At 39.0% G+C, this 21,696-nt stretch carries 18 protein-coding genes; 3 read left to right on the forward strand and 15 right to left on the reverse strand.

What is annotated here, in order from left to right; all coding sequences use genetic code 11:
• Positions 1-44: 44 nt before the first annotated feature.
• Together parC and parE are read right to left on the reverse strand one after the other, a co-directional pair.
• A complete protein-coding gene (gene parC, locus ACVWM0_RS05530) occupies positions 45-2,492 on the reverse strand; it encodes a DNA topoisomerase IV subunit A (RefSeq protein WP_476473623.1) in 2,448 nt (815 codons plus the stop codon).
• Positions 2,493-2,516: 24 nt separating this feature from the next.
• Positions 2,517-4,514, reverse strand: coding sequence for a DNA topoisomerase IV subunit B (gene parE, locus ACVWM0_RS05535; protein WP_476473624.1), 1,998 nt, complete (start codon positions 4,512-4,514; stop codon positions 2,517-2,519).
• 275 nt (positions 4,515-4,789) lie between these two features.
• Here parE and ACVWM0_RS05540 point away from each other — a divergent pair, with 275 nt between their 5' ends.
• Entirely contained in the window at positions 4,790-5,983 is a 1,194-nt protein-coding gene (locus ACVWM0_RS05540; protein ID WP_476473625.1) for an MFS transporter, read from the forward strand.
• Between the two features lie 18 nt (positions 5,984-6,001).
• A complete protein-coding gene (locus ACVWM0_RS05545) occupies positions 6,002-7,162 on the forward strand; it encodes a M20 metallopeptidase family protein (RefSeq protein WP_476473626.1) in 1,161 nt (386 codons plus the stop codon).
• 66 nt (positions 7,163-7,228) lie between these two features.
• Here the strand turns inward: ACVWM0_RS05545 and ACVWM0_RS05550 are convergent, their stop codons facing one another.
• The 8 genes from ACVWM0_RS05550 to ACVWM0_RS05585 all read right to left on the reverse strand — a co-directional run bounded on the left by ACVWM0_RS05550 (position 7,229) and on the right by ACVWM0_RS05585 (position 14,526).
• Positions 7,229-7,795, reverse strand: a complete 567-nt coding sequence (locus tag ACVWM0_RS05550; protein WP_476473627.1) for an NADPH-dependent FMN reductase — start codon at positions 7,793-7,795, stop codon at positions 7,229-7,231.
• 1 nt (position 7,796) lies between these two features.
• Positions 7,797-8,864 carry an LLM class flavin-dependent oxidoreductase gene (locus tag ACVWM0_RS05555; RefSeq protein WP_476473628.1) on the reverse strand — a complete coding sequence of 356 codons (1,068 nt, stop codon included), beginning with the start codon at positions 8,862-8,864 and terminating at the stop codon, positions 7,797-7,799.
• Complete coding sequence (locus tag ACVWM0_RS05560) at positions 8,861-9,343, reverse strand: MarR family winged helix-turn-helix transcriptional regulator (protein WP_476473629.1); 483 nt, start codon at positions 9,341-9,343, stop codon at positions 8,861-8,863. The genes ACVWM0_RS05555 and ACVWM0_RS05560 overlap by 4 nt, the downstream gene beginning before the upstream one ends.
• A gap of 119 nt (positions 9,344-9,462) precedes the next feature.
• Positions 9,463-11,007, reverse strand: coding sequence for a bifunctional metallophosphatase/5'-nucleotidase (locus ACVWM0_RS05565; protein ID WP_476473630.1), 1,545 nt, complete (start codon positions 11,005-11,007; stop codon positions 9,463-9,465).
• A gap of 12 nt (positions 11,008-11,019) precedes the next feature.
• The gene (phnE, locus tag ACVWM0_RS05570) at positions 11,020-11,829 is read right to left on the reverse strand and encodes a phosphonate ABC transporter, permease protein PhnE (protein ID WP_476471657.1); all 810 of its coding nucleotides are present in this window, start codon (positions 11,827-11,829) and stop codon (positions 11,020-11,022) included.
• A gap of 15 nt (positions 11,830-11,844) precedes the next feature.
• Positions 11,845-12,657 (reverse strand): phosphonate ABC transporter, permease protein PhnE, encoded by an 813-nt coding sequence (phnE, locus tag ACVWM0_RS05575; protein WP_476471658.1) that lies wholly within the window; start codon positions 12,655-12,657, stop codon positions 11,845-11,847.
• Between the two features lie 4 nt (positions 12,658-12,661).
• On the reverse strand, positions 12,662-13,411 hold the full coding sequence (phnC, locus tag ACVWM0_RS05580) for a phosphonate ABC transporter ATP-binding protein (protein WP_476471659.1): 750 nt from the start codon (positions 13,409-13,411) through the stop codon (positions 12,662-12,664).
• Positions 13,412-13,476: 65 nt separating this feature from the next.
• The gene (locus ACVWM0_RS05585) at positions 13,477-14,526 is read right to left on the reverse strand and encodes a phosphate/phosphite/phosphonate ABC transporter substrate-binding protein (protein WP_476471660.1); all 1,050 of its coding nucleotides are present in this window, start codon (positions 14,524-14,526) and stop codon (positions 13,477-13,479) included.
• Between the two features lie 378 nt (positions 14,527-14,904).
• Here ACVWM0_RS05585 and plsY point away from each other — a divergent pair, with 378 nt between their 5' ends.
• On the forward strand, positions 14,905-15,537 hold the full coding sequence (plsY, locus tag ACVWM0_RS05590) for a glycerol-3-phosphate 1-O-acyltransferase PlsY (protein ID WP_476471661.1): 633 nt from the start codon (positions 14,905-14,907) through the stop codon (positions 15,535-15,537).
• 32 nt (positions 15,538-15,569) lie between these two features.
• Here the strand turns inward: plsY and ACVWM0_RS05595 are convergent, their stop codons facing one another.
• From ACVWM0_RS05595 to iolG, 5 genes are all read right to left on the reverse strand, one after another.
• The gene (locus ACVWM0_RS05595) at positions 15,570-16,475 is read right to left on the reverse strand and encodes an AEC family transporter (RefSeq protein ID WP_476471662.1); all 906 of its coding nucleotides are present in this window, start codon (positions 16,473-16,475) and stop codon (positions 15,570-15,572) included.
• A gap of 58 nt (positions 16,476-16,533) precedes the next feature.
• Positions 16,534-18,447 carry a 3D-(3,5/4)-trihydroxycyclohexane-1,2-dione acylhydrolase (decyclizing) gene (gene iolD, locus ACVWM0_RS05600; protein ID WP_476471663.1) on the reverse strand — a complete coding sequence of 638 codons (1,914 nt, stop codon included), beginning with the start codon at positions 18,445-18,447 and terminating at the stop codon, positions 16,534-16,536.
• Between the two features lie 203 nt (positions 18,448-18,650).
• Entirely contained in the window at positions 18,651-19,466 is an 816-nt protein-coding gene (locus tag ACVWM0_RS05605) for a sugar phosphate isomerase/epimerase family protein (protein ID WP_476471664.1), read from the reverse strand.
• 21 nt (positions 19,467-19,487) lie between these two features.
• Positions 19,488-20,372 (reverse strand): myo-inosose-2 dehydratase, encoded by an 885-nt coding sequence (gene iolE, locus ACVWM0_RS05610; RefSeq protein WP_476471665.1) that lies wholly within the window; start codon positions 20,370-20,372, stop codon positions 19,488-19,490.
• 26 nt (positions 20,373-20,398) lie between these two features.
• Positions 20,399-21,433, reverse strand: a complete 1,035-nt coding sequence (gene iolG / locus ACVWM0_RS05615) for an inositol 2-dehydrogenase (RefSeq protein ID WP_476471666.1) — start codon at positions 21,431-21,433, stop codon at positions 20,399-20,401.
• Positions 21,434-21,696 lie beyond the last annotated feature (263 nt).

A 21,696-nucleotide genomic window follows, 5' to 3' on the forward strand; every position in this document is an offset into this window, starting at 1 on the left:
AGGATAAAAAAGACCACTATCCCCAGGATAATGGTCTTTTTCGCTTATTCTTCTATTATTTTAGAGCTAACGTGGATCGTTTCTCCCATTTCTTTTTCATCAATCACAAAACTTCCGTTGGATTGACGGTCGCTTGTCGTCAAATCAGAACTTGCTATAGCAAACTCTGCTCCGCCTTTTTCAGACGTCAGGTAGAGCATTTGATTCGCTCTAGCCATATCTAAATAAACAATGCGGTGAGGGTTCTTTTTCAACTCTCTTAGTAGCATTAAGCCTCGTTTAGCTCTGCTTAATTTAGTCAAATCAGTTAATTTCATTTTCTTAGCTGCGCCGCGCTGGGTTACAATCACTAACACAGACTCTTCGTTAGCCGGTATAATCAGACCGTTGACCACATAATCTTCTGGTTTTAAGTTGATTGCTTTAACCCCACTCGCTTTAGAACCAACTACTGGGACTTCTTCTAAATCATAATACAACCCAAAGGCTTGGTGTGTTCCTAAAACAACACGGTAATCTTCTGACTCATCTACTAGGTAGGTAGCAATCACTTCATCCGTCTTGGTTTTAAGTTTCATGCAAGCCGTTGAACGACTCTTATATGTTCGCCAAGGAGAGAATTCCCCAAGGGAGGTTTGTTTGATCATTCCTTCTTTGGTAATAAACACAAAGTTCTTGTTTTCTTCAAGATTGGTATACGCATGAACGTACATAATATGCTCTTCTGCTTCGAAGTTCGTGACATTTAAAGATAAATGCTCCCCAACTTCTTTCCAACGTTTGTCGACTAACTCATGAACAGGTCGATACAACATGTTACCTTTATTGGTAACAAACAATAAGTGATCATGGGTATTAAGTTGTCCAGAAAAAACAAGGGCATCTGTTTCTTTCATATCAATCGCATCTTCTTTTGAGGCACTATAAGAACGTAAACTACTACGTTTAATGTACCCTTCTCTTGTCACGCTTACCATCACCTCTTCTTGAGGAATGAGGACAGCTGTTTCAATTTGGATTTCCTCTATCTTGTCTTCAAGCTGAGTTAATCTTGGGTTACCGTATTGTTTTTTGACTTCTCTTAGTTCTTTTTTAAGCACCGTTAACAATGTTTTTTCCTCTGTCAAAATAGCTTGTAATCCTTCAATTGTTGCTGATAGCTCTTTGTTTTCCGCTTCTAGTGCTGTGATATCAGTGTTGGTTAAACGGTACAGTTGAAGAGAGACAATCGCTTCTGCTTGAAGCTCTGTAAAATCAAAACGCGTCATTAAATTCGCTTTTGCGTCTTTCTTATCTTTACTTCCTCGGATAACGGCAATCACTTCGTCTAAAATAGATAACATTTTAATCAGACCTTCAACAATATGTTGACGGGCTTCTGCTTTTTTCAGTTCAAATTGACTGCGCTTAGTAATCACACTTTTACGATGAACAAGGTATGCTTCTAACATTGTTTTTAAGCCGACTTGTTTCGGACGTAATTCGTGGATGGCTACCATGTTAAAGTTATAATTAATTTGTAAGTCTGTATTTTTGAATAAGTAGTTCAAGACACCATTCGCGTCCACTTCTTTTTTCAATTCAATCACAATGCGAAGGCCTGTACGGTCACTCTCGTCTCTGACTTCTGAAATTCCTTCTAACTTACGAGATAACCGCAATTCATCCATTTTTTTGACAAGAACCGCCTTATTTACTTCATAAGGAATTTCCGTCACAACGATTTGTTCACGCCCAGCTTTTAGAGGTTCAATGGCTGTCTTAGAACGTAAAATAACTTTCCCACGCCCTGTTTCGTACGCTTTACGCAATTCTTTTTTCCCTTGTAAAATTCCACCTGTTGGGAAATCTGGCCCTGGAATAAAGTCCATTAATTTTTCAACGGAGGCATTCGGGTGATCAATCAGATACACTGTACCATCAATTACCTCTGCTAAATTATGTGTTGGAATTTCCGTCGCATACCCTGCTGAAATTCCTGTTGACCCGTTCACTAACAGGTTCGGGTATTTAGCTGGAAGAACAGTTGGTTCTTTTTCTGTATCGTCAAAGTTCCAAATGAAATCAACGGTCTCTTTTTCGATATCTTTAAGTAATTCCCCACTTAATTCTGATAATCGGGCTTCCGTGTAACGCATGGCTGCAGGCGGATCACCGTCCATACTACCATTGTTACCATGCATCTCGATTAGGGGTTGGCGTAATTTCCAGTCTTGGCTCATTCGAACCATGGCTTCATAAATACTGCTGTCCCCATGAGGATGATAATTCCCCATAATATTCCCTACAGACTTAGCTGATTTTCTAAAAGCTTTATCATATGTGTTGCCATCTTTATTCATTGAGTACAAAATACGTCGTTGTACTGGCTTTAATCCATCTCTTATATCAGGGAGGGCTCGATCTTGGATAATATACTTAGAATATCTACCAAATCGGTCTCCCATTACTTCTTCAAGGGTTAGCTCTTGAATGCCACGTTCTTCACTCATTGCTTTGTCTCTCCTTTATGGGCGTTAAAATAATTTAATCTCTTCGTAATCTTCTGAGTCATCTTTTGGACTGGCATCATGGCCTTCTAAGATGCTACCTTCTTCTGACATGGTAAACTGGACATTTTTTTCTATCCATTTACGTCGAGGTTCTACTTTATCCCCCATCAATGTGGTCACACGTCGCTCGGCTTGTGCCGCATCATCTATTCTAACACGAATTAACGTTCTTGAATCTGGGTCCATTGTGGTTTCCCATAATTGGTCGGCATTCATCTCACCAAGTCCTTTGTAACGTTGGAGCATGTAGCCTTTACCCATAGTATCTGTAACTTCTTGTAATTCTTCATCTGTCCAAGCATAATTTATAACAGCCTTCTTGCCTGTTCCTTTTTGCACTTTGTATAAAGGAGGCAAAGCAATGTAGACTTTGCCCGCTTCAATTAACGGTTTCATATAGCGGTAGAAAAAGGTTAGCAGTAACACTTGGATATGTGCCCCATCTGTATCCGCATCGGTCATGATGATGACTTTATCGTAATTACAATCTTCAATATCAAAATCAGCGCCCACACCGGCACCAATGGTATAAATCATGGTGTTAATCTCTTCGTTTTTTAAGATGTCTTGTAACTTCGCTTTTTCAGTGTTAATAACTTTACCACGTAAAGGTAGGATAGCTTGGAATTTACGGTCTCGTCCTTGTTTAGCTGATCCTCCCGCAGAATCTCCCTCCACTAAGTACAATTCGTTACGTTTAGGGTTTTTAGATTGGGCTGGGGTTAACTTACCAGAAAGTAACGCTTCCCCTTTGCGTTTCTTCTTGCCGTTCCGGCTATCTTCTCGGGCTTTTCGAGCCGCTTCTCGCGCTTCTCGGGCTTTAATGGCTTTACGGATAAGCATTTGTGACATGTCACTATTTTCCTGTAAAAAGAAGCCTAGTTGATCACTAATAACACTGTCTACAATCGTTCGAGCCACAGGGGTTCCTAGTTTTCCTTTTGTTTGTCCTTCAAATTGAAGCAAGTCTTCTGGAATTCTAACAGAGATGATGGCTGATAACCCTTCTCTAAAATCTGTTCCTTCTAGGTTTTTGTCTTTCTCTTTTAGTAATCCCACTTTACGGGCGTAATCATTGTAAGATTTCGTCAAGGCAGACTTCATTCCCGCTTCATGGGTTCCTCCATCACGAGTTCTAACGTTATTAACAAAAGATAACGTATTCTCTGAATAACCATCATTGTATTGATACGCAAATTCGACTTCGATGCCTTCTTTTTCCCCGCCAAAATAAATCACGGGAGTTAAATCATCTTTGTCTTCATTTAAATAAGCGACGAACGCTTTAATTCCATCTTCATACAAGAAGGTTTCAGTAACATCATGACGCTCATCTGTTAATGTGATCTTTATCCCTTTTAATAAGAACGCTGATTCACGTAAACGTTCTGCTATGATGTCGTAGGAATAATTAGTTGTTGAAAAAATCGTGTCATCTGGGGTAAACGTAATAATCGATCCATTTTTTTTACTAGCCACTTTCTTCTTGGCAATTGTTCCTTGAGGCTTTCCGCCATTGGCAAAACGGATATCTACTTGTGTACCGTCTTTAACGGTTGTCACTTTCATCTCTTTTGACAAAGCGTTAACAACACTGGCACCTACACCATGAAGACCTCCGGATGTTTTGTAGCCCCCTTGACCAAATTTACCTCCAGCATGGAGAACGGTAAAAATCACTTCAATGGTCGGTTTACCTGAGGGGTGCATCCCGGTTGGTATCCCACGACCATAATCTCTGACACTAATACTATTATCTTTATGTATCGTTACATCAATTTCATCACCGTAACCAGACAAAGCCTCGTCCACAGCGTTATCAAATATTTCAAATACTAAATGATGTAATCCTTTAGAATCTGTTGAACCGATGTACATACCAGGTCTTTTCCTTACAGCATCTAAGCCTTCTAATACCTGTATGGATGCATCATCATATTGTCCTTCTTGTCTTTTTGACATTCAAAAAACTCCTTTGTCTTGAAACTATGTGTCTGTTTCAAGCAATTTTTAGATAGATAGAAGCAAAAAAAAACAACTTGGTCACAAGCTGATTTGTCTCTCGTATCTTCAACTAGTCATATTTTAATACAAAACGTCTCATCTTGCAAAGTTTAATCTTTTAGTATTTTATGCGTTGTTCTCTTTTCAAATCATGGTTTTACGTGTATAGTAGTAAGGAATTAAATGTTCAAATAAACATATTTAATATTAAACTGTATTAAAGGACTGGTGTTATGATAAATAAAAGAAAACAAGCACATCCCAATCTCGTTTTATGTTCGTTATTCCTTGGTTATATGATGGTTTATATCGATAAATTATCTGTTGGTATTTCGATTGTTTCTATTGATAAAGATTACCCTATGTCAGAAGGGACAAAAGGGCTCATTCTTAGCGCCTTTTTCATAGGTTATGCCCTAATGCAAATTCCTATGAGTTTCCTCATTAATCGATTCGGTGCAAGACTAGTTATCCTTTCATCCTTAGTACTTATTGGTGTTTTTGACTTCTTATTCGGTAGGAGCTCAAGCGTTGAAATGCTCATCGCTATGCGTTTGTTGACAGGCATGTTGGCACATTCAGGTTATGCGTCTGCTGCGAGCAAAGAAGTGACAGACTCTTTCCCTATTGAAAAACGGACCTTCGTTAAAGGAATCCTCATTTCATCATCAGGTGTCGCTGGTGTGTTAGGTCCCATTCTACTCTCTCCTATCATTGAAATCAATGGTTGGCGGGCAGGCTATACCTTACTAACCATTGTCTCTTTAACAATCGCTGTGATTGTGGCCTTTACTATTCCTAAGAACAGAACTACCAATCAGAGAAAATTAGCTGCCAGTGCGGTCCCTATCCGTACTATTTGGAAGATGCCGATGATATGGTCTTTGTTCTTCGCGGCCTTCTTCGCTAATAATTTAGTCTACGGGCTAAATAACTGGTTGCCTAGCTATTTAACATCCGTTAGAGCTTTAAGCTTAACACAATCAGGCTTCATTGCCTCCTTTATCGGCTTACTATCACTTATAGGCGCTCTTGGAGGTAGTTACATTGCCAGTCATTTCTTCGCGAATAAAGACAAAGAAATCATCATGGTCTCCTCATTCATCGCAGGTATCTTAGTCTTTGTTTCCTATTTTCTATCAAACATTTATTTATTCACGTTGCTTTTAGGTATCGCATCTTTGTTTTTAACGACCACATTCGTCGTTCTCATGGCCATACCTATGAAACGTTTCGAAGGAGCACTATTCGCTCCTAGTTACTCTACCATCGCTACAGGCGGTATTATTGGCGGTGCGGTTGCTCAATTGGTTATCGGATTGTTAGTCGAAACGACAGGTTCTTACCTAACTGTCTTTTTATATTTTTTATCTCTAGGCATCCTAACTTGTCTTAGTATGCTCTTTGTTAAACAGAACCATCAATAAAAAAATGAGGTGTAACAAATGAACGTTTTAGAACTAGTCTCTCAAAAGAATCTGAGTCGTTGGCGTCGTCATCTTCATCAATTCCCTGAATTATCTTACAAAGAAGTTGAAACTACTCGCTATATTGAGTCCATCCTTGATCAATTCGAAGGCATTACACACCAGCGGTTAAGTAGCACAGGTGTCGTTGCAACATTAGTCGGAGCACACCCCGGCAAACACATCGCTTTAAGAGCGGATATCGATGCGTTGCCTATTGAAGAAGAGTCAGACGTGACGTTTCCTTCACAGCACACTGGCGTCATGCACGCTTGCGGTCACGACGCGCACACTGCCATGCTACTTGGCGCCATAGAAGTATTAGCCACTATGCAAGATTCAATACAAGGAACCTTGACCTTTATTTTCCAAGCGGCTGAAGAAGTACCACCAGGCGGAGCGAAGGAATTAGTAGAACTAGGTGTTTTAGATGATGTGGATAAAGTATTCGGTCTTCATGTCGCTCCGATGATGCCTGTTGGACAAGTTGCTCTTATGTCAGGCTTTGTGACAGCTGCATCCGATACCTTTCATCTAACAATCAAAGGAAAAGGCGCTCATGGTTCCACACCAGAAGTCGCCATCGATCCGATTATGATTGGTGCTGAAATCATTTCAAATGTAAACAACATCATTTCTCGAACAATCAGTCCTTTAGATAAAGCCGTTATTTCTTTTGGAGAATTTCATTCAGGCCAAGCAAGCAACATCATCCCTGGTACAGCTACTTTAAGCGGGACTGTTAGAACCAATCGACCAGAAACAAGGCAACAGCTGAAAGAACAGCTACATAGGACTATTTCTCATATCTGCCAAATGTATGGTGCTGATTTTGATTTGTTATACCATGAAGGCTACGGTTCGATTAATAATAATCCTTTAGCTACTGAGATGGCTCATGATGCCATTAGTCAAATCATCAACCCTGAGAACATTTTAGAAATAGAACCCTTAATGGGAAGTGAAGATTTTTCTGCTTATACAGATGTTCGTCCTGGCGCTTTCTTTCTTTTAGGTGCAGGCGTTGAAGCAGAGGGGTGTGGCTATATTAACCATCACCCTCAATTTAAAATCAATGAAGATTGTCTATTATTAGGTAGCGCTATGCATATCCTAATCGCATTAGAGGCCTTAAAATAAAAGAGTCACTAACCGTTATCTTCTTATCTGATTGATAAGAGAGGGGTCGGTTAGTGACTCTTCTTTTTAGAAATCAAAGCTATTATTAATGGCTTCTTGAATGAAACGTCGGCTGTCTAAAGTCTGACTGAACTCTTTAGCTAAACGGTCTAATCGCGTCTTAATGTCATCATTCACGATAGCTCCTTGATCTACATCTTGTTCTTCTAAAAAGACATAATTCGTTAAATGAATAGCTTTCATATAGGATAAGATAGGTTTTAATTGATGTTCAACCATTAAATAATGTTTGGGTGTCCCTGCAGTAGTAATAACCCCCACGACTTTATCTTGAAAGGCATATATTGGTAATAAATCAAACACATTTTTTAAGACGCCTGGGATTGACGCTTGAAACGTAGGCGTACCGATGATAATACCGTCTGCTTCCATCAATGCTGATGCTATATCTAAAGTATCCCCAGTGTACTCAAAATAGGGTCTACCATCGCTAAAAACAATGTCTTTTCCTGCTAAATCCACAACCTTAATCTTCATATCTGGCCTTTGTTCTTTTAACATACTCTCCATAGCAAGAAGAGCTGTTCTTGTTTTATTTCCTACAATTGAGCCGACTAACAATACAACGTTCATTTTAAATCACTTCTTCCTGACGGGTATATTTTTTAATTTCAGGTAAAATATCATTACCAATAATCTCAATGTTTTTCATAATTTTGTCAAAGGGAACCCCACCAAAATCAATTTGTGCCATAAAACGACTCATGCCATATAACTCATGTTGGAACAATAATTTTTCAATGATTTGATTCTTATCTCCCACCATTAGGGCATCTGTTCTACTTGGCGCTTCAGCGAATTGTGCTTTGGGATAACCTGTACCACGAATGGTTTTGAAGCCCGTATCAATGTGAGGATACATCCCTCGAAGGGCTTCTTGCGTGGTGTCCCCTACGTGAAATAGACTCGTCGTAGCCACTGGAAAATCTTTCGGGTCATAACCATTTTCGATAAGCGTTTCTCGGTAAATATCGACAGAATATTTAAAGTTCATCGCTGGCCCACCTAACGTAGTTAACATCATGGGTAACCCCATACGAGCTGCTTTTATTGCACTTCCCGGAGGACCGCCTACTGCACGCCAAATCGGTAATGTGTCTTCTAAGGGTTGAGGGTAAATCATGGCTCCTTTAAGAGGCGCTCTGAATTTCCCTTCCCATGTCACCACATCTTCTTCATTAATTAATTTTAACAAGCCTAATTTTTCCTCAAAGATGTCTTCATAGTCTTGTAAATCGACGCCTAGTAAATGATACGCTCCTACTCTTGACCCACGTCCTGCCACAATTTCAGCACGTCCATTAGATAATAAATCAATGGTTGCGAAATCTTCGTAGACTCTGACGGGATCTGCCACACTTAAGACGGTGGCACTGCTGCTTAATTTAATTCGTTCTGTGGCTTGGGCAATGGCTCCCAGCACAACAGTGTGAGCTTGCGTTGTAAAATAGGTTTGGTGACTTTCTCCCACACCAAAGACATCTATACCCGCTTGTTCTGCTAATACAGCGGCTTCCACTAGCTCATCTAGTCGTTGTTTAGCAGAAATTCGCTTGCCATCTACTGGGTTTTTCATGTGATCCCCTAAAGAATACAACCCAAATTCCATTCCTTTGGTTGGATCAATGTGTAATTTTGTCATATCTGTTGCCTCCTATTTCCTTTTATGTCTGTCTTATTTTTTTGATTAAGTAAGGTTTGTTCTGTTTTTTGTTGCAGCTTTGTCACCAACTTGTATAACTCTTTTTGTTCCGATTTTGTCAAACTGGCTTCGAATAAAGAGGTTTGAAACGCCAGTTGCTTAGGATAGACAGACTCTAATCGTTCTTGACCTTTATCGCTTAAGCGAATGAATTTTGTTTTCCATTCGACTTGTCTTTGGATAAGTCCCTCTTGTTCTAAACGTTTTAACATTTTAGACATACCTCCAGGAGAAACTAGGACTTTCTCGGCGAGTTCTTGTTGTGACACTGGTTGATGCTCGGATAATTGAAGGAGGACATCAAACTGGGCAGCAGTTAACCCGTAGTCTGCCAAAAACTGATGACTTAGTTCATTGCTTTGATTGGTAAACCGGGCAATACGTAAATAAATCAACGCCCCTAACGTATTTTTTTTCATATCGTCTCCTCCTTTCTATATCATCACTTTACTAGGAAACTGATAATAATACAATTGATATGCTTACTTTTTGGAAGCGAAAAAAGCACCAGAAGATGGTTCTCTTCTAGTGCTTCTTTTTAATAGATTACTTTAAAATTATTTGGCTGTGTCGCTTGAATCACAGGGTTCTTAATCAGGTATTCTGAGATAAGTTCTGTCATATCAACAGTGACTTCTTTAATAATTTTATCAGAACCAAACATGTCGTAGTCCCCACCGCCGACTGCTCGGTACTGGTTCATCACCACATCTAATTCTTGGTTGTCTTCGATAGGTTGCCCATTATAACTTAGCTTTGTTACCCGTTGACCTTTAGGGTGTTGAATATCAAAGTCATACTCAATCCCACTGTAGATATCATAGTTGTAATGCTCTACCTTTGGTTCTAAGAATTCTTTACTAACAACCAACTGATTGTCCTCGTTCACGTCAAAATAGCTCGCACAGCGCTCTAAATCGGCTTTTAAATCCGCTCCCGTTAAACGAAGAACAGCTAATGTGTTAGGGTAGATATAATTTGTGACAATGTCTCGCATGCTAATGTTTGATTGGAAACCTTTTCCATTGTTGTCAAACAACGCAGTGCCTGAAATCGTCGCCCCAGTCGCATCTCGTTGGACGTTTTGGATGAACTCAATATAAGGATGACCACAAACACGGACGGCCATTGGGTCTGTAATGGTCATATCCCCTTCAACTTTGCCTAATCCTTGATCTAACCACTCTTCTACTTCATTTAATAACGGCGTAAACTTAGCAACAAAGGTCTCATCTTCCGCCAAGGTATTTACTTCAATCAACTGTGCAGAACGTTCTGTCACCTTATGGGACGTTTCATCTACGGTAACGTCAACACGACCGATGTAACGGCCTTTGTCCCCTGGTTGTGTAACAGCACATGTTTCTGTGGTTAGTTCAATGACACGGTGTTGATGCCCTGTTAGAAGCACGTCAATCCCTGGAACATCATGAAGTAAATCATACCCTTCATTTTCTCCCGTTAAGGTTTCTGTTGGTTCTCCTGTGGTTAAATCTTTCTCAAACCCACCGTGGTAACTGACAACAACAACATCTGCTACTTCACGTAGTTTAGGAACAAATTCTTTGGCTGTTTCTACGACAGAATGGAAGACTAAGCCCTCTACGGTTTTTGGTTGTTCCCAGTGTGGAATATAAGGTGTTGTTAAACCTAACACAGCTATTTTCAACCCATCCCGCTCTAAAATAACATAAGGTTTCCCTGTTAAGTAGTCCCCATTATCAAAAGTGATATTGGCACAGACAATAGGGTAAGTCAAATTGTCAATGTTTTTCTTCAAGTAATCAAGTCCATAATTAAACTCATGATTGCCTAATACGCCAACATCAAAGCCCATCTCATTCATCATGTCAGCCATGGAAACGTCTGTGTTTCCTTTGGCGATGTAATAACTCATAGGAGACCCTTGTAAAAAATCCCCATTGTCAATTTTAATCACACTGTGGTGTGTTTCTTTCTCTATCTGGTTAAATACCTCTTTTACTTTTGTCAGACCAAAAGATAAAGACTGATTACGCGAACGGTAATCAGTCGGGTATACGTAACCATGAGTGTCACTTGTAGATAAAAAAGTAACGTTCATGCTTAACACTCCTTATCCATTTACTAATTTGCTTCTTAATTTGTTTGATAATACTTCAACAAGTAAAATCAAGACAATCAGTCCGATTAAAATCGAACCTACTTGATGCCAACGATATGAGTTCATCGCGAAAATAAGTGGTGAACCAATACCCCCAGCTCCTACTAAACCAAGTACCGTCGTATCACGTAAGTTCATGTCAAAACGGTAAATCGTAATTGAAGCGAAGTTGGCACTTAATTGAGGAATGATACCAAAGCGAATTTTTTCGAATGTGGTACATCCCATTGAGTCCATTGCTTCAAGAACGCCTGTGTCGATGTCTTCAATCACATCAACGTATAATTTAGATACCATCCCGATTGAGGTTAAAGACATGGTCAGTACCCCTGCAAAAGGACCTGGGCCTGATACACGAACAAACATTAATCCGTAAACAATCGCTGGTACTGTTCGAATGATAATAACGAAGAAACGTGTTAATAAGTATACAGGTTTTGGTACAACACTAGGTGCCATTAAGAACGCCACTGGAATCGATAAAATCGCTCCAAAAATCGTTCCCAAAAAGGCAATACAGATTGTTTCAAATAATAAATATAATACCCCTTGATTGGTAAAATTAATCAATAGGTCCATGTCTGGGGTTAAAATACCTTGAATGATTTTAACCGCAATTTGCCAACCACCATTATCCATTTCATTAAACGATACAGCAGATAGTGACCAAACAAACGCACCAACAATAATGGCGATCAACATGGCATATTGCATTTTTTTTGAAGGTTCTTCACGCAATTTTGCTTCTATACCTGGATTCATTGTCATACTCCTTTATTATTGTAGTTTCTTTCTTGCGTATTCACTGATCATTTCAATGATAGCAACGGTCACAATTAAAACAAGTAGGATCGTTCCTACGTTGCTATAATTACGGAATCCGAGTTCTTTGTTTAATAAAATACCTAAACCACCCGCGCCAACATAACCTAAAATAGCTGAATAACGAATGTTCCCTTCAAAGTTGAAAAGAGACGTTGATAAATAGGTCGGTAATACTTCTGGAATTACTGCGTAACGGAACGCTTGGAATTTTGTTAATCCCATTGATTCCAACGCTTCAAATGTTGACATATCAAGTGCTTCAATTTGTTCATACGTTAATTTACCAACATACGCCACTGTAAAAATAAAAATAGCTAATGTACCAGCCATTGGTCCAATCCCAAAAATGAAGGTAGCGATCAAAGCTGTTACAATCGTTGGTAACGTACGCATGATACTTAAAATCAATTTAAAAAAACCTGTGACAAAACGATTTGGGACAATGTTAGATGAAGCCAGCAAAGCTAAAGGAACAGCTACTAACGCACCTAATAAAGAGCCCAGTAGAGACATTTTGATCGTATCAAATAAAAAGCCCCACACAGAGTCTAAATAGCTTAAATTAGGTGGAATCATCTTACCTAAAATAACGAAAAACTCATTACCTCGTGTTGCCAATGCTTCAAAATCGAACTTAGTAACTCTCATTGAAACAAACGTAAAAACCAAAACGATGACGGTTACAAGGGGCGCAACGGACGGCTTCTCAACGACCTGTTTACCATTAGGTAAGTTAATCGTTTTACCTTTAAATAAATCTTTCATCCTTTTAACCTTCCTTTTTATCTTCTAAATAGATTTGATCCAGGACCTCTTGTGTTACATTCTCAGACGGGCCATCAAACACTATTTCACCTTTACGAATACCAATCACTCGGTCAGCATATTCTAACGCTAAATCCACATGGTGAATGTTAATTAAGACAGAAATATTCAAATCTTTATTGATACGTTTGAAATCATCCATAACCACGCGGGCTGTGACAGGATCCAACGCAGCAACTGGTTCATCAGCTAAAATAATTTCGGGTTTTTTAGCTAAAGTACGAGCTAATGCCACACGCTGTTGTTGTCCACCAGACAATTGATCCACACGAGTAAATGCCTTATCCAAAATCCCTACATTGTCTAACGCTTCTAAAGCAACAATTTTAGATTCTTCTGGGAAGACACCCAATAATCTACGCCACCAAGATAACTCTGACACAGATGAAATCATCACGTTTTTTAAAACAGTTGCACGAGTAATTAAATTAAACGATTGGAAGATCATGCCGATTTTCTTTCTGAAGGTACGTACATCTTTTCCTTTTAATGTGCTTACTTCTGTTCCATTTACTTCTAAAGAACCCTCTGTAATATCATGCATTTTATTGACACAACGAATCAAGGTTGACTTACCTGCTCCAGATAATCCGATAATCGCGATAAACTCGCCTTGTTCAATCTCTAAGTTAATATCTTTTAAGCCGACATAACCATTTGGATAGGTTTTCTGTACATTTTGAAACTTAATCATAAAAATTGTCCCTTCTTAAAAATAAACTGTGACCATGAAAACAGTCACAGTTTACTAATCTTATTTTACTTCGTTTCTTCTTGGATTAATTTTTGAGCTTCACGTTCATTGTCATAATCTTTTGATGAAGCTGGTTTGTATCCTTCGTGGCTATAAATAGCAATCACTTCTTTACCTTCTTCAGTGTTACCAAGGTTGATGAATGCTGTTTCTAACGCTTTTTTCAAGTCGTCATCCATGTTTTTAGATGTTTTACTTACTGAGATTGTGTCGTTGAAGATTGGTGGAGTTACACCAATAACGTTTGTTTCATCCCAGATGCTTTCTTTTTGGTTATACTCTTTAGTCCAGTTCTCTTCAAAGTCACGACGAGCGTCAGCATATGATAACACAACGTCAACTTGTCCAGAAGCTAAACGGGCAAAAGCACTACCGTAAGAATCTGCTTGAACGCTTGATTTCAAGTCAGTTAAGTTTTTACCAAAGTTATCTTTTAACCATAAACTTGGGAAAATATATCCTGCTGGTGATGTTGGGTTCATAATTGACCATGATGCGTCATTTAATTCATCCCATGTTAATTCTTCACCTTTGTTAACTTTTTCAGCTAATGCTTGCCCTTTTTTAGAAGGTCCAGCGATTAATAATGCTCTGTAAAATTCTGCTTGTTTGTCAGTTGGTGCAGTTGGTTTGTTGTCGTTCCATTCTTTTGCATCATCTGAATCGATTGATAGACCTGAACGAGTTGCTGTTAACAATACATCCACATCGTCATCATATAAAACATAAGTACCACCTGGAATGAACCCTACATCCAATGTACCAGCAGATAATGATTCACCTACAGCTTCGAAACTTGTTCCAACAGTGATATCAACATTTTTGATGTCATATCCTTGTTCCTTCATTTCTTTTGTTAGTAATTCTTTTAATGGTTCAGTTGCAGAAACAATCTCCTCTGGATCTCTTGATGGAACAAAACCGATTGATAATTTATCAAGTGATTTACTTCCTTCTGATTCTTTTGCCGCGCCACTATCATTACTACTTCCACAAGCTGTTAATGTTACCGCTAGGGCCATTACACTTGCATACTTAAGTGCTTTTTTAAACAATTCCTTTTTCCTCCTTAGAATTCACATAGTATTACTTTTGAATACCTTTTGAGTATATCATTGAAACCGATTAAATTCTATAATAATTAAATAATTGTCCTTATTTTTACATTTAAAATACATATAATTAACGTATTATTAGACAACAAAGTACGCTTTATTGTTATAAAACAGCGCAAAAAGCCCTGTTGTAACCACTTCCAAGGATGTTCATTGATTTTTTTACTTAAAAATACGTATTTTCTCTTCTTCACTAAGGTCTAGCCCACTTCTGTTCATAAAATGGCAACAGGATTAAAAAAACACTGGAGGATAATTCTAATTGTGAGTTGGTGGGTTTCATGATAAAATAAGTAAGATTTGTAAGGAGGATATGACGTGAAACCCTTGTTATTATTTATTTTGGCCTACCTACTTGGTTCATTGCAATCAGGCGTTTGGTTAGGGCAATTATTCTATCAAAAAGACATCCGTCAATTTGGTAGTGGCAATACAGGAACAACGAATACCTTTCGTGTTCTTGGTAAAAAAGCCGGTATTATCGTATTATTCATGGATATTTTAAAAGGAACCTTGGCGACTTCCCTTCCTACACTGTTCCACTTGGACATTAATCCTTTATGGTTTGGTGTAGCCGCAATACTAGGTCACACGTTTCCAATTTTCGGTAAATTCAAGGGTGGTAAAGCCGTGGCCACAAGTGCAGGAATGTTATTAGCTTATAGCCCTATCTTTTTTGTTTACTCTGCCAGTATTTTTGTGATTCTATTACTTATCACAAGCATGGTTAGTTTGACGAGTATGTTGAGTGCCTTTTTGATTACTTTATCTACTGTCTTACTTCCTCTTTTCTGGCCTCAAGTATTACCTGAACAAGATTGGTTGTTAACAATCTTAGCTTCTGGAATCACTTTATTTATTATTATTCGCCACAGAGATAACATTAAACGCATTCTGTCAGGCACAGAAAGTCGTGTACCAATTGGGTTAAGAAAATCTGAAAAAAAATAAGCGAGAACACACATCCTGTGCTCTCGCTTTTTTTATAATGTCATGACAATTGGTAATGTTAACATGCTTACTACCGTACTCAGTGCAATGTACTGAGAAACCTTGTTCCCTTCACCGCCATACTCTTCTGCAAGCAGGGCATTCAATGAACCTGTTGGCATTCCTGTTACTAAGGTAAGAACACCTAAAATCACCGGCTCATGAATCAAGAGACGCAGTGCCCAGATAAATAAAAGAGGTACGAGTATCACCCGAGCTAAGGTAAATTGTAAATTATCCTTGTCTACAATTAATGACTTAATGCTATTTTGAGAGAACAACGCCCCATTAATAATCATGGCTAAAGGTGCGGTCATACCACTCATTACTTCATTAAAGGTTGTGATTGGCTGAGGTAGTTTAATACCTAAAGCAAAAAACACAATCCCGACAAAAGCTGCAACAATGGTGGGCGTGGTAAATATTTCTTTCACACGCGCTTGTTTCGTATTAGAAAAAATCATAATGCCAATGGTGAATAAAAATAAACTCGTCACCGTATTATAGACTACTAATACGATCAACCCTTCTTGACCGTATAACCGTCCCACAATGGGGATTCCGATAAATAGAATATTAGAAAAAGTTAAGCAATTAACCCAAAGTCGTTTTAGCACGCCTTTTTTTCTAAATACGGTTGCTAATACATAGCCTACACCTAGCGTTACTAGTAACATAATCAGAGAATACACAAAAGTCGTTACCATTAACTTCGAAATTTCTGGTGTCCTCTCAACCTGAAAACTATGAATAATCGCCGCAGGTAAGGCGACATGGGTTAGTAACATCCCAATAAATACGCTGACAGATGGTTTATATGCACCCTTTTTATTTAAAAACCATCCGACCATCATGTAAAAAATTAACACAATGGTTTCACTAAAAACAATTTGTCCCACTTTCATCCCTCACAAAAAGGAAGGACACGGGGGTATCCTTCCTTCCATCTTTCTTTGCTTAGTATTTCCAAGCACCTTTTAATGTTTCTTTTCTTGCTGCAGCAGCTTCTCTGACACTTTCTTTCTCAGATACTTCTGCCACACCAACATTCCACCATCCATTATAACCGTCTGTCATAGTTTTTGGTAGGACTTTTATGTCAATTAAGGTTGAAACCGTTTGTTTTTTAGCCTCTTCAATCGCTGCAATTAGCTGTTCACGGTTGTTAACACGGTAAACTTTAGCTCCGTAACCTTCTGCTACTTTCGCATAATCAATGGTCATAATTTGGTTGTCATGGGTTCTGAATTCGCAGAAGTAACTGCCGCTTCCGTTCCCCATTTGGAGGTTGTTAATACAACCAAAACCAGAGTTATCAAATAACATCACATTGATTTTGTGACCGTATTGTAAAGAGGTCACAAGTTCTGTATGAAGCATTAAGAAACTACCATCGCCAAGCATAGCATAAACTTCTTTGTCTGGCTCCGCCATTTTAACCCCCATAGCTCCCGCTACTTCGTAACCCATACATGAATACCCATACTCTAAATGATATGTGTTTGCTTCTTCTGGATCCCACAAACGTTGCATATCTCCTGGTAAAGATCCAGCAGAAGCAACAGGAATACTGCCTTTTTCTACTGTGTCATTAATCGTAATAAAAGCATCCGTTTGCGTAAATTCTGTCTTTAAGGCATCTGCATAATCGTTCATAGTCTCTTGATCGAAATGCCCTTTAATTTCTGGTTCAAAATTATCACGGTTAAAGGTTGTGTTATGTAGACGTTCTCTCTCAACGTACCATTCTTTACGCCACTCAGCTAATTGCTCACCAAAGGCTGTTTCATAACCTTCAAGTAATGGTAACAAGGCTTCTAGCGTCACTTTAGCATCTCCAACTACTTGGAACGCATCAAATTTATACGTTTGTGGACGACTCACATTAATATTTAAGAACTTAGTTTGATCGTAATTAAAGGCTGTTTTAGACGAGGTGGTAAAGTCACTGTAACGCGTCCCGATACCAATCACTAAGTCAGCGTCATCAATGGCATGATTTGCTGCTGATGTTCCTAAAATACCTGTCCCACCTAAATTGTTAGGGAAAGTATACGCTACGGTTGATTTTCCTGCAGCGGTTTCCACTAAAGGGATCATGTGTTTCTCTGATAATTCTTGTAATACGTCACCAGCAAAAGAATACTTCGCCCCGCCCCCTACAATAATCACCGGACGCTTGCTTGCTTTAATCAGTGCTGCCGCACCTTCGATTTCTCTAGGTGATGGTAATTGACGATCCACATAGTGAACACGTTTTTTGAAGAACTCAACGTCATAGTCAAAGGCTTCTCCTTCCACATCTTGAGACAGACACACTGCAACAGGTCCTGCTGTGACAGGGTTTGTCATCACTTCAAAGGCACGAATCAAGCTACTCATTAATTGTTCTGGACGTTGCACGCGGTCCCAGTAACGCGTTACCGCTTTAAAAGCATCGTTTGTTGTCATCGCTCCGTTATGATCAATCTCTAACTGCTGTAACACAGGATCTGGTTGTCTTGTAGCAAATGTGTCTGCTGGTAAAATCAACATAGGAATATTATTGGCATAAGCTGTCCCGGCAGCTGTCACCATATTCGCTGAACCTGGACCTGCAGATGCTGTTACAGCAAAGGCTTCGGTTCTTAATTTTTGTTTACTAAAGGCAATCGCCGCATGAGCCATCCCTTGCTCGTTTTTCCCTTGAATCACATCAAGGTGTCCAGGGTCTTGCTCCAACGCTTCCCCTATACCTAAAACGTTTCCATGACCAAAAATATTAAAAATACCTTTAATAAATGGTTTTTCTACCCCATCAATTGAAATGTATTGTTGGTTAATGAATTTAATAAGTGCTTGCGCTGTGGTTAATCGAATCGTCTCTCTCACTTGTTGTTCATTCCTTCCTAAATATAAAAATTGGTTATGTTTTGATTATATTTTACTTCTTTTTTGGTATATTGTCAATCAACTTAAGGTGCAATTGAGCACAATAGCCACTCTTTTTGTTAACAAATAAAACTTAACTCCCCTTTATCAAACGAAGTTACCAATAAAAAAGTGAAGCCTTTTCATAAAAGCTTCACTCTTTTTTATTCAGTCAGTCTGACAGCGAGTTTTTCCAAGGTATCACGGTAAAAGAATAAAACTCTTTCAACGTAATCTCCCCTTTTGATTGGCGTAAAAGGATCCGGTCCATCTGCGGACATCTCCATGATGATCGGGCCTGTATAGCCAATCCTATCAAGCATACTTACTTGTTCTATTAACTGACTATGCCCACGCCCCATTCCTTCACGGTTGGAGTCTGCCAAATGATACACCCCTAAGTGTCTCCCTGCTTGTTCTATACTACGAACAGGATTTGGTTCTTCAATGTTCATGTGATAAGCATCTAGAAGTAAACTTAACAAAGGTGAATCGACTTCCTCTACCAAAGCCAGCCCTTCTACCACTCGGTTCATTTGGTGGTTTTCGTAACGATTCAGGAGTTCAAATACAACAGGTATCTCGTATTTACTAGCTTCTGTCATAATCTCTTTCGTACTCTGAACCAATAAAGACCAATCCAAAGCCTCGTTACCTGAACCAGCTACTTTTCCAACCTCACCGTGTAAGCAGATTCTCGGGGCATCAATCTCACTTGCCCAAGATAGTAACGCCTTAAAGTAATTCACAGCTTCAAGGCGTACTGCTTCATTCTCACTCGAAATATCTTTGTTCTCAGGAGTAACGGATAAAACAGATAGGTTATGCTTTTTGAGTATGTCTTTGACCAGACTAGGAGGTATGGTTACATCTCCTATTATTTCTACACCATCAACGCCTAATTCTTTCGCTAGACGACATTGCTCATCCATGTCGCTTATCCCTAATGTCCATAGACAAATACCAATCTCTCGCTGCATTCAACACACTCCCTGACTGATTTATAAACCTGTAACATCCTTAATGTAAGTACGTGCTTTTTGCGCATAAATGAAGGGATTTGCTTTTGCTGGGTCTTGTTCTGCTTCAACCACAATCCATCCTTCATAGTTGTCGGCTTTGATTTTGTCCCAAATAGGTGCGAAGTCAATCATACCGTCACCAGGTACCGTAAAGACACCTTCTTTAACGCCATTTAAAAAGCTCATGCTGTTAGCCGTTACTTCAGCCATTTTATCTTCACGAATGTCTTTAAAGTGAATGTGTTTAATACGGTCTTTGTGCAAATCATAAATCTCGATTGGGTCTTCCCCAGAAAATACTAAATGACCTGTATCGTATAATAGAGATACTTTGTTAGGATCTGTATTAGCCATTAGACGCTCGATTTCTTCTGTTGTTTGGACCCCAGTTCCCATATGGTGATGGTAAACAATGGCCATGTCTTTTTCTTGCGCCAACTCGCCTAATTTTTCTAGACCTTCTGTTAATTTTACCCATTCTTCATCGGTAAAAACGGGTTTTTGATCAAACACGGGTGTGTCCATTTGCCCTTGAACGCTGTGACCTTGCTCAGAAACAACAATCACTTTCGCTCCCATGGCATGTAAGAAATCACGGTGCTCAATAAAAGCTTCAGCCGTTTCTTCAAAAGGTTTTGTCGTTAAAAAGGCACTAAACCAAGCACTTGCTACTGATAAGCCTCGGGGTTCTAAGTAGCTTTTTAATGTTTCTGGGTCTCGTGGGTATTTGTTCCCAATTTCAGTTCCCACAAAGCCTGATAACGCCATTTCACTAATACATTGCTCGAAACTGTTTTCTTTTCCCAATTCTGGCATGTCGTCGTTTGTCCATGCGATAGGTGCGATTGCTAATTTGATTGTCATGTTAATACATCCTCCTCAAGTTTATGTTAATTAATTTCTTTTAAACTCACTAATTCATCGGTTTCATAAGAGCGTTGGCAAGCGATTGCCACTCGTGTAGACTCTAAGCCGTCGACAGCTCCCACTCCTGGTTGACGTCCTTCAAGAATACATTGAATGAACTCTTTCGTTTCGTTAATGAAAGCTTGGGCGAAACGTTCTGGGAAGTTTTGTGATGTTGGACGAACAATCCCATGTTCATTCATTAATGTCACTAAATTCTTCTCAGGGACTTGGGCAATTCGTAGCATGCCTTTTGTTCCGATAAGTTCTGTTTCAACGTGGTAACCATGTTGACTGTTACGTCCAGCGACTAAAATACCCATGGTTTTATCTTCCATTTGAACCATTGCAGCCCCTGTTTCAAGCTCTCCTACGGCATCTAATTCTGGATAAGCCGCATTTTTACCAATGGCCCACACTTTTTTAGCTTCTTTATTCGTAAACCAGCGCAGTAAGTCAATGTCATGAATCGACATATCCGCGAATAAACCACCGCTATTACTTGCTCCAGCGAATTTAACAAAACTTTCTAACCCATCACTTGGGTCAATCCCGTAACATCTGACCACTGTCAACTCACCTAGATCGCCACGGTCTACCATTTCTTTAGCGTATTGGTACGATTCATCGTAACGACGCATGAAACCTAGCATAAAAAGTTGCTCTGGGTGTGCATTAATCACATCAATGGTTTGATTGATTTCTGGAATATCAAGGCCAATCGGTTTTTCTGAAAAGACATGTTTTCCTTGCTCCATGGCTTTTTGAATTTGCTCACAATGTAATCCTGAAGGTGAAACGATAAATACCGCATCAATGGCCTCATCTTTCACCATGTCATCGTAATTTGTGTAGACTTTTTCTACTCCTAATTCACGTTTGGCATAATCCAACTCATCTTCTATCATGCTACATGCTGCATATAATTCGCAATTTGGTACATTAAACGCCAAATTCTGCGCGTGGGCTTTCCCTAATCTTCCTAAGCCAATAATTCCTACTTTAACCGTTTTTGCCACATTATTTCCCTCCTATACGTTCTCGATAAAACCCTTTCAAAAGAGTTTTAATAAAAAGGACAACAACGAAAAGATAACCAGAAATTCATCATCATCTATGGCATATAATATCATATCAACCAACAATTGGTCAATATGAATGTTAATTTAATCAAAAATAAGGAAAGTTAGTTAATTCATTGAGATAACAAGCTTATATTAGTCTTTGTGAAACAGATACACTTAAATAAAGCCACTCAAGGACAATAAAAATAGTTAAATCG

The organism is Vagococcus sp. 211 (genome assembly GCF_056322705.1).

Excerpts from the sequence above, each read along its gene's own strand:
- parC (WP_476473623.1), bottom strand. The coding sequence starts at position 2,492 with ATGAGTGAAGAACGTGGCATTCAAGAGCTAACCCTTGAAGAAGTAATG.
- parE (WP_476473624.1), bottom strand. The coding sequence starts at position 4,514 with ATGTCAAAAAGACAAGAAGGACAATATGATGATGCATCCATACAGGTA.
- ACVWM0_RS05540 (WP_476473625.1), top strand. The coding sequence starts at position 4,790 with ATGATAAATAAAAGAAAACAAGCACATCCCAATCTCGTTTTATGTTCG.
- ACVWM0_RS05545 (WP_476473626.1), top strand. The coding sequence starts at position 6,002 with ATGAACGTTTTAGAACTAGTCTCTCAAAAGAATCTGAGTCGTTGGCGT.
- ACVWM0_RS05550 (WP_476473627.1), bottom strand. The coding sequence starts at position 7,795 with ATGAACGTTGTATTGTTAGTCGGCTCAATTGTAGGAAATAAAACAAGA.
- ACVWM0_RS05555 (WP_476473628.1), bottom strand. The coding sequence starts at position 8,864 with ATGACAAAATTACACATTGATCCAACCAAAGGAATGGAATTTGGGTTG.
- ACVWM0_RS05560 (WP_476473629.1), bottom strand. The coding sequence starts at position 9,343 with ATGAAAAAAAATACGTTAGGGGCGTTGATTTATTTACGTATTGCCCGG.
- ACVWM0_RS05565 (WP_476473630.1), bottom strand. The coding sequence starts at position 11,007 with ATGAACGTTACTTTTTTATCTACAAGTGACACTCATGGTTACGTATAC.
- phnE (WP_476471657.1), bottom strand. The coding sequence starts at position 11,829 with ATGAATCCAGGTATAGAAGCAAAATTGCGTGAAGAACCTTCAAAAAAA.
- phnE (WP_476471658.1), bottom strand. The coding sequence starts at position 12,657 with ATGAAAGATTTATTTAAAGGTAAAACGATTAACTTACCTAATGGTAAA.
- phnC (WP_476471659.1), bottom strand. The coding sequence starts at position 13,411 with ATGATTAAGTTTCAAAATGTACAGAAAACCTATCCAAATGGTTATGTC.
- ACVWM0_RS05605 (WP_476471664.1), bottom strand. The coding sequence starts at position 19,466 with ATGCAGCGAGAGATTGGTATTTGTCTATGGACATTAGGGATAAGCGAC.
- iolE (WP_476471665.1), bottom strand. The coding sequence starts at position 20,372 with ATGACAATCAAATTAGCAATCGCACCTATCGCATGGACAAACGACGAC.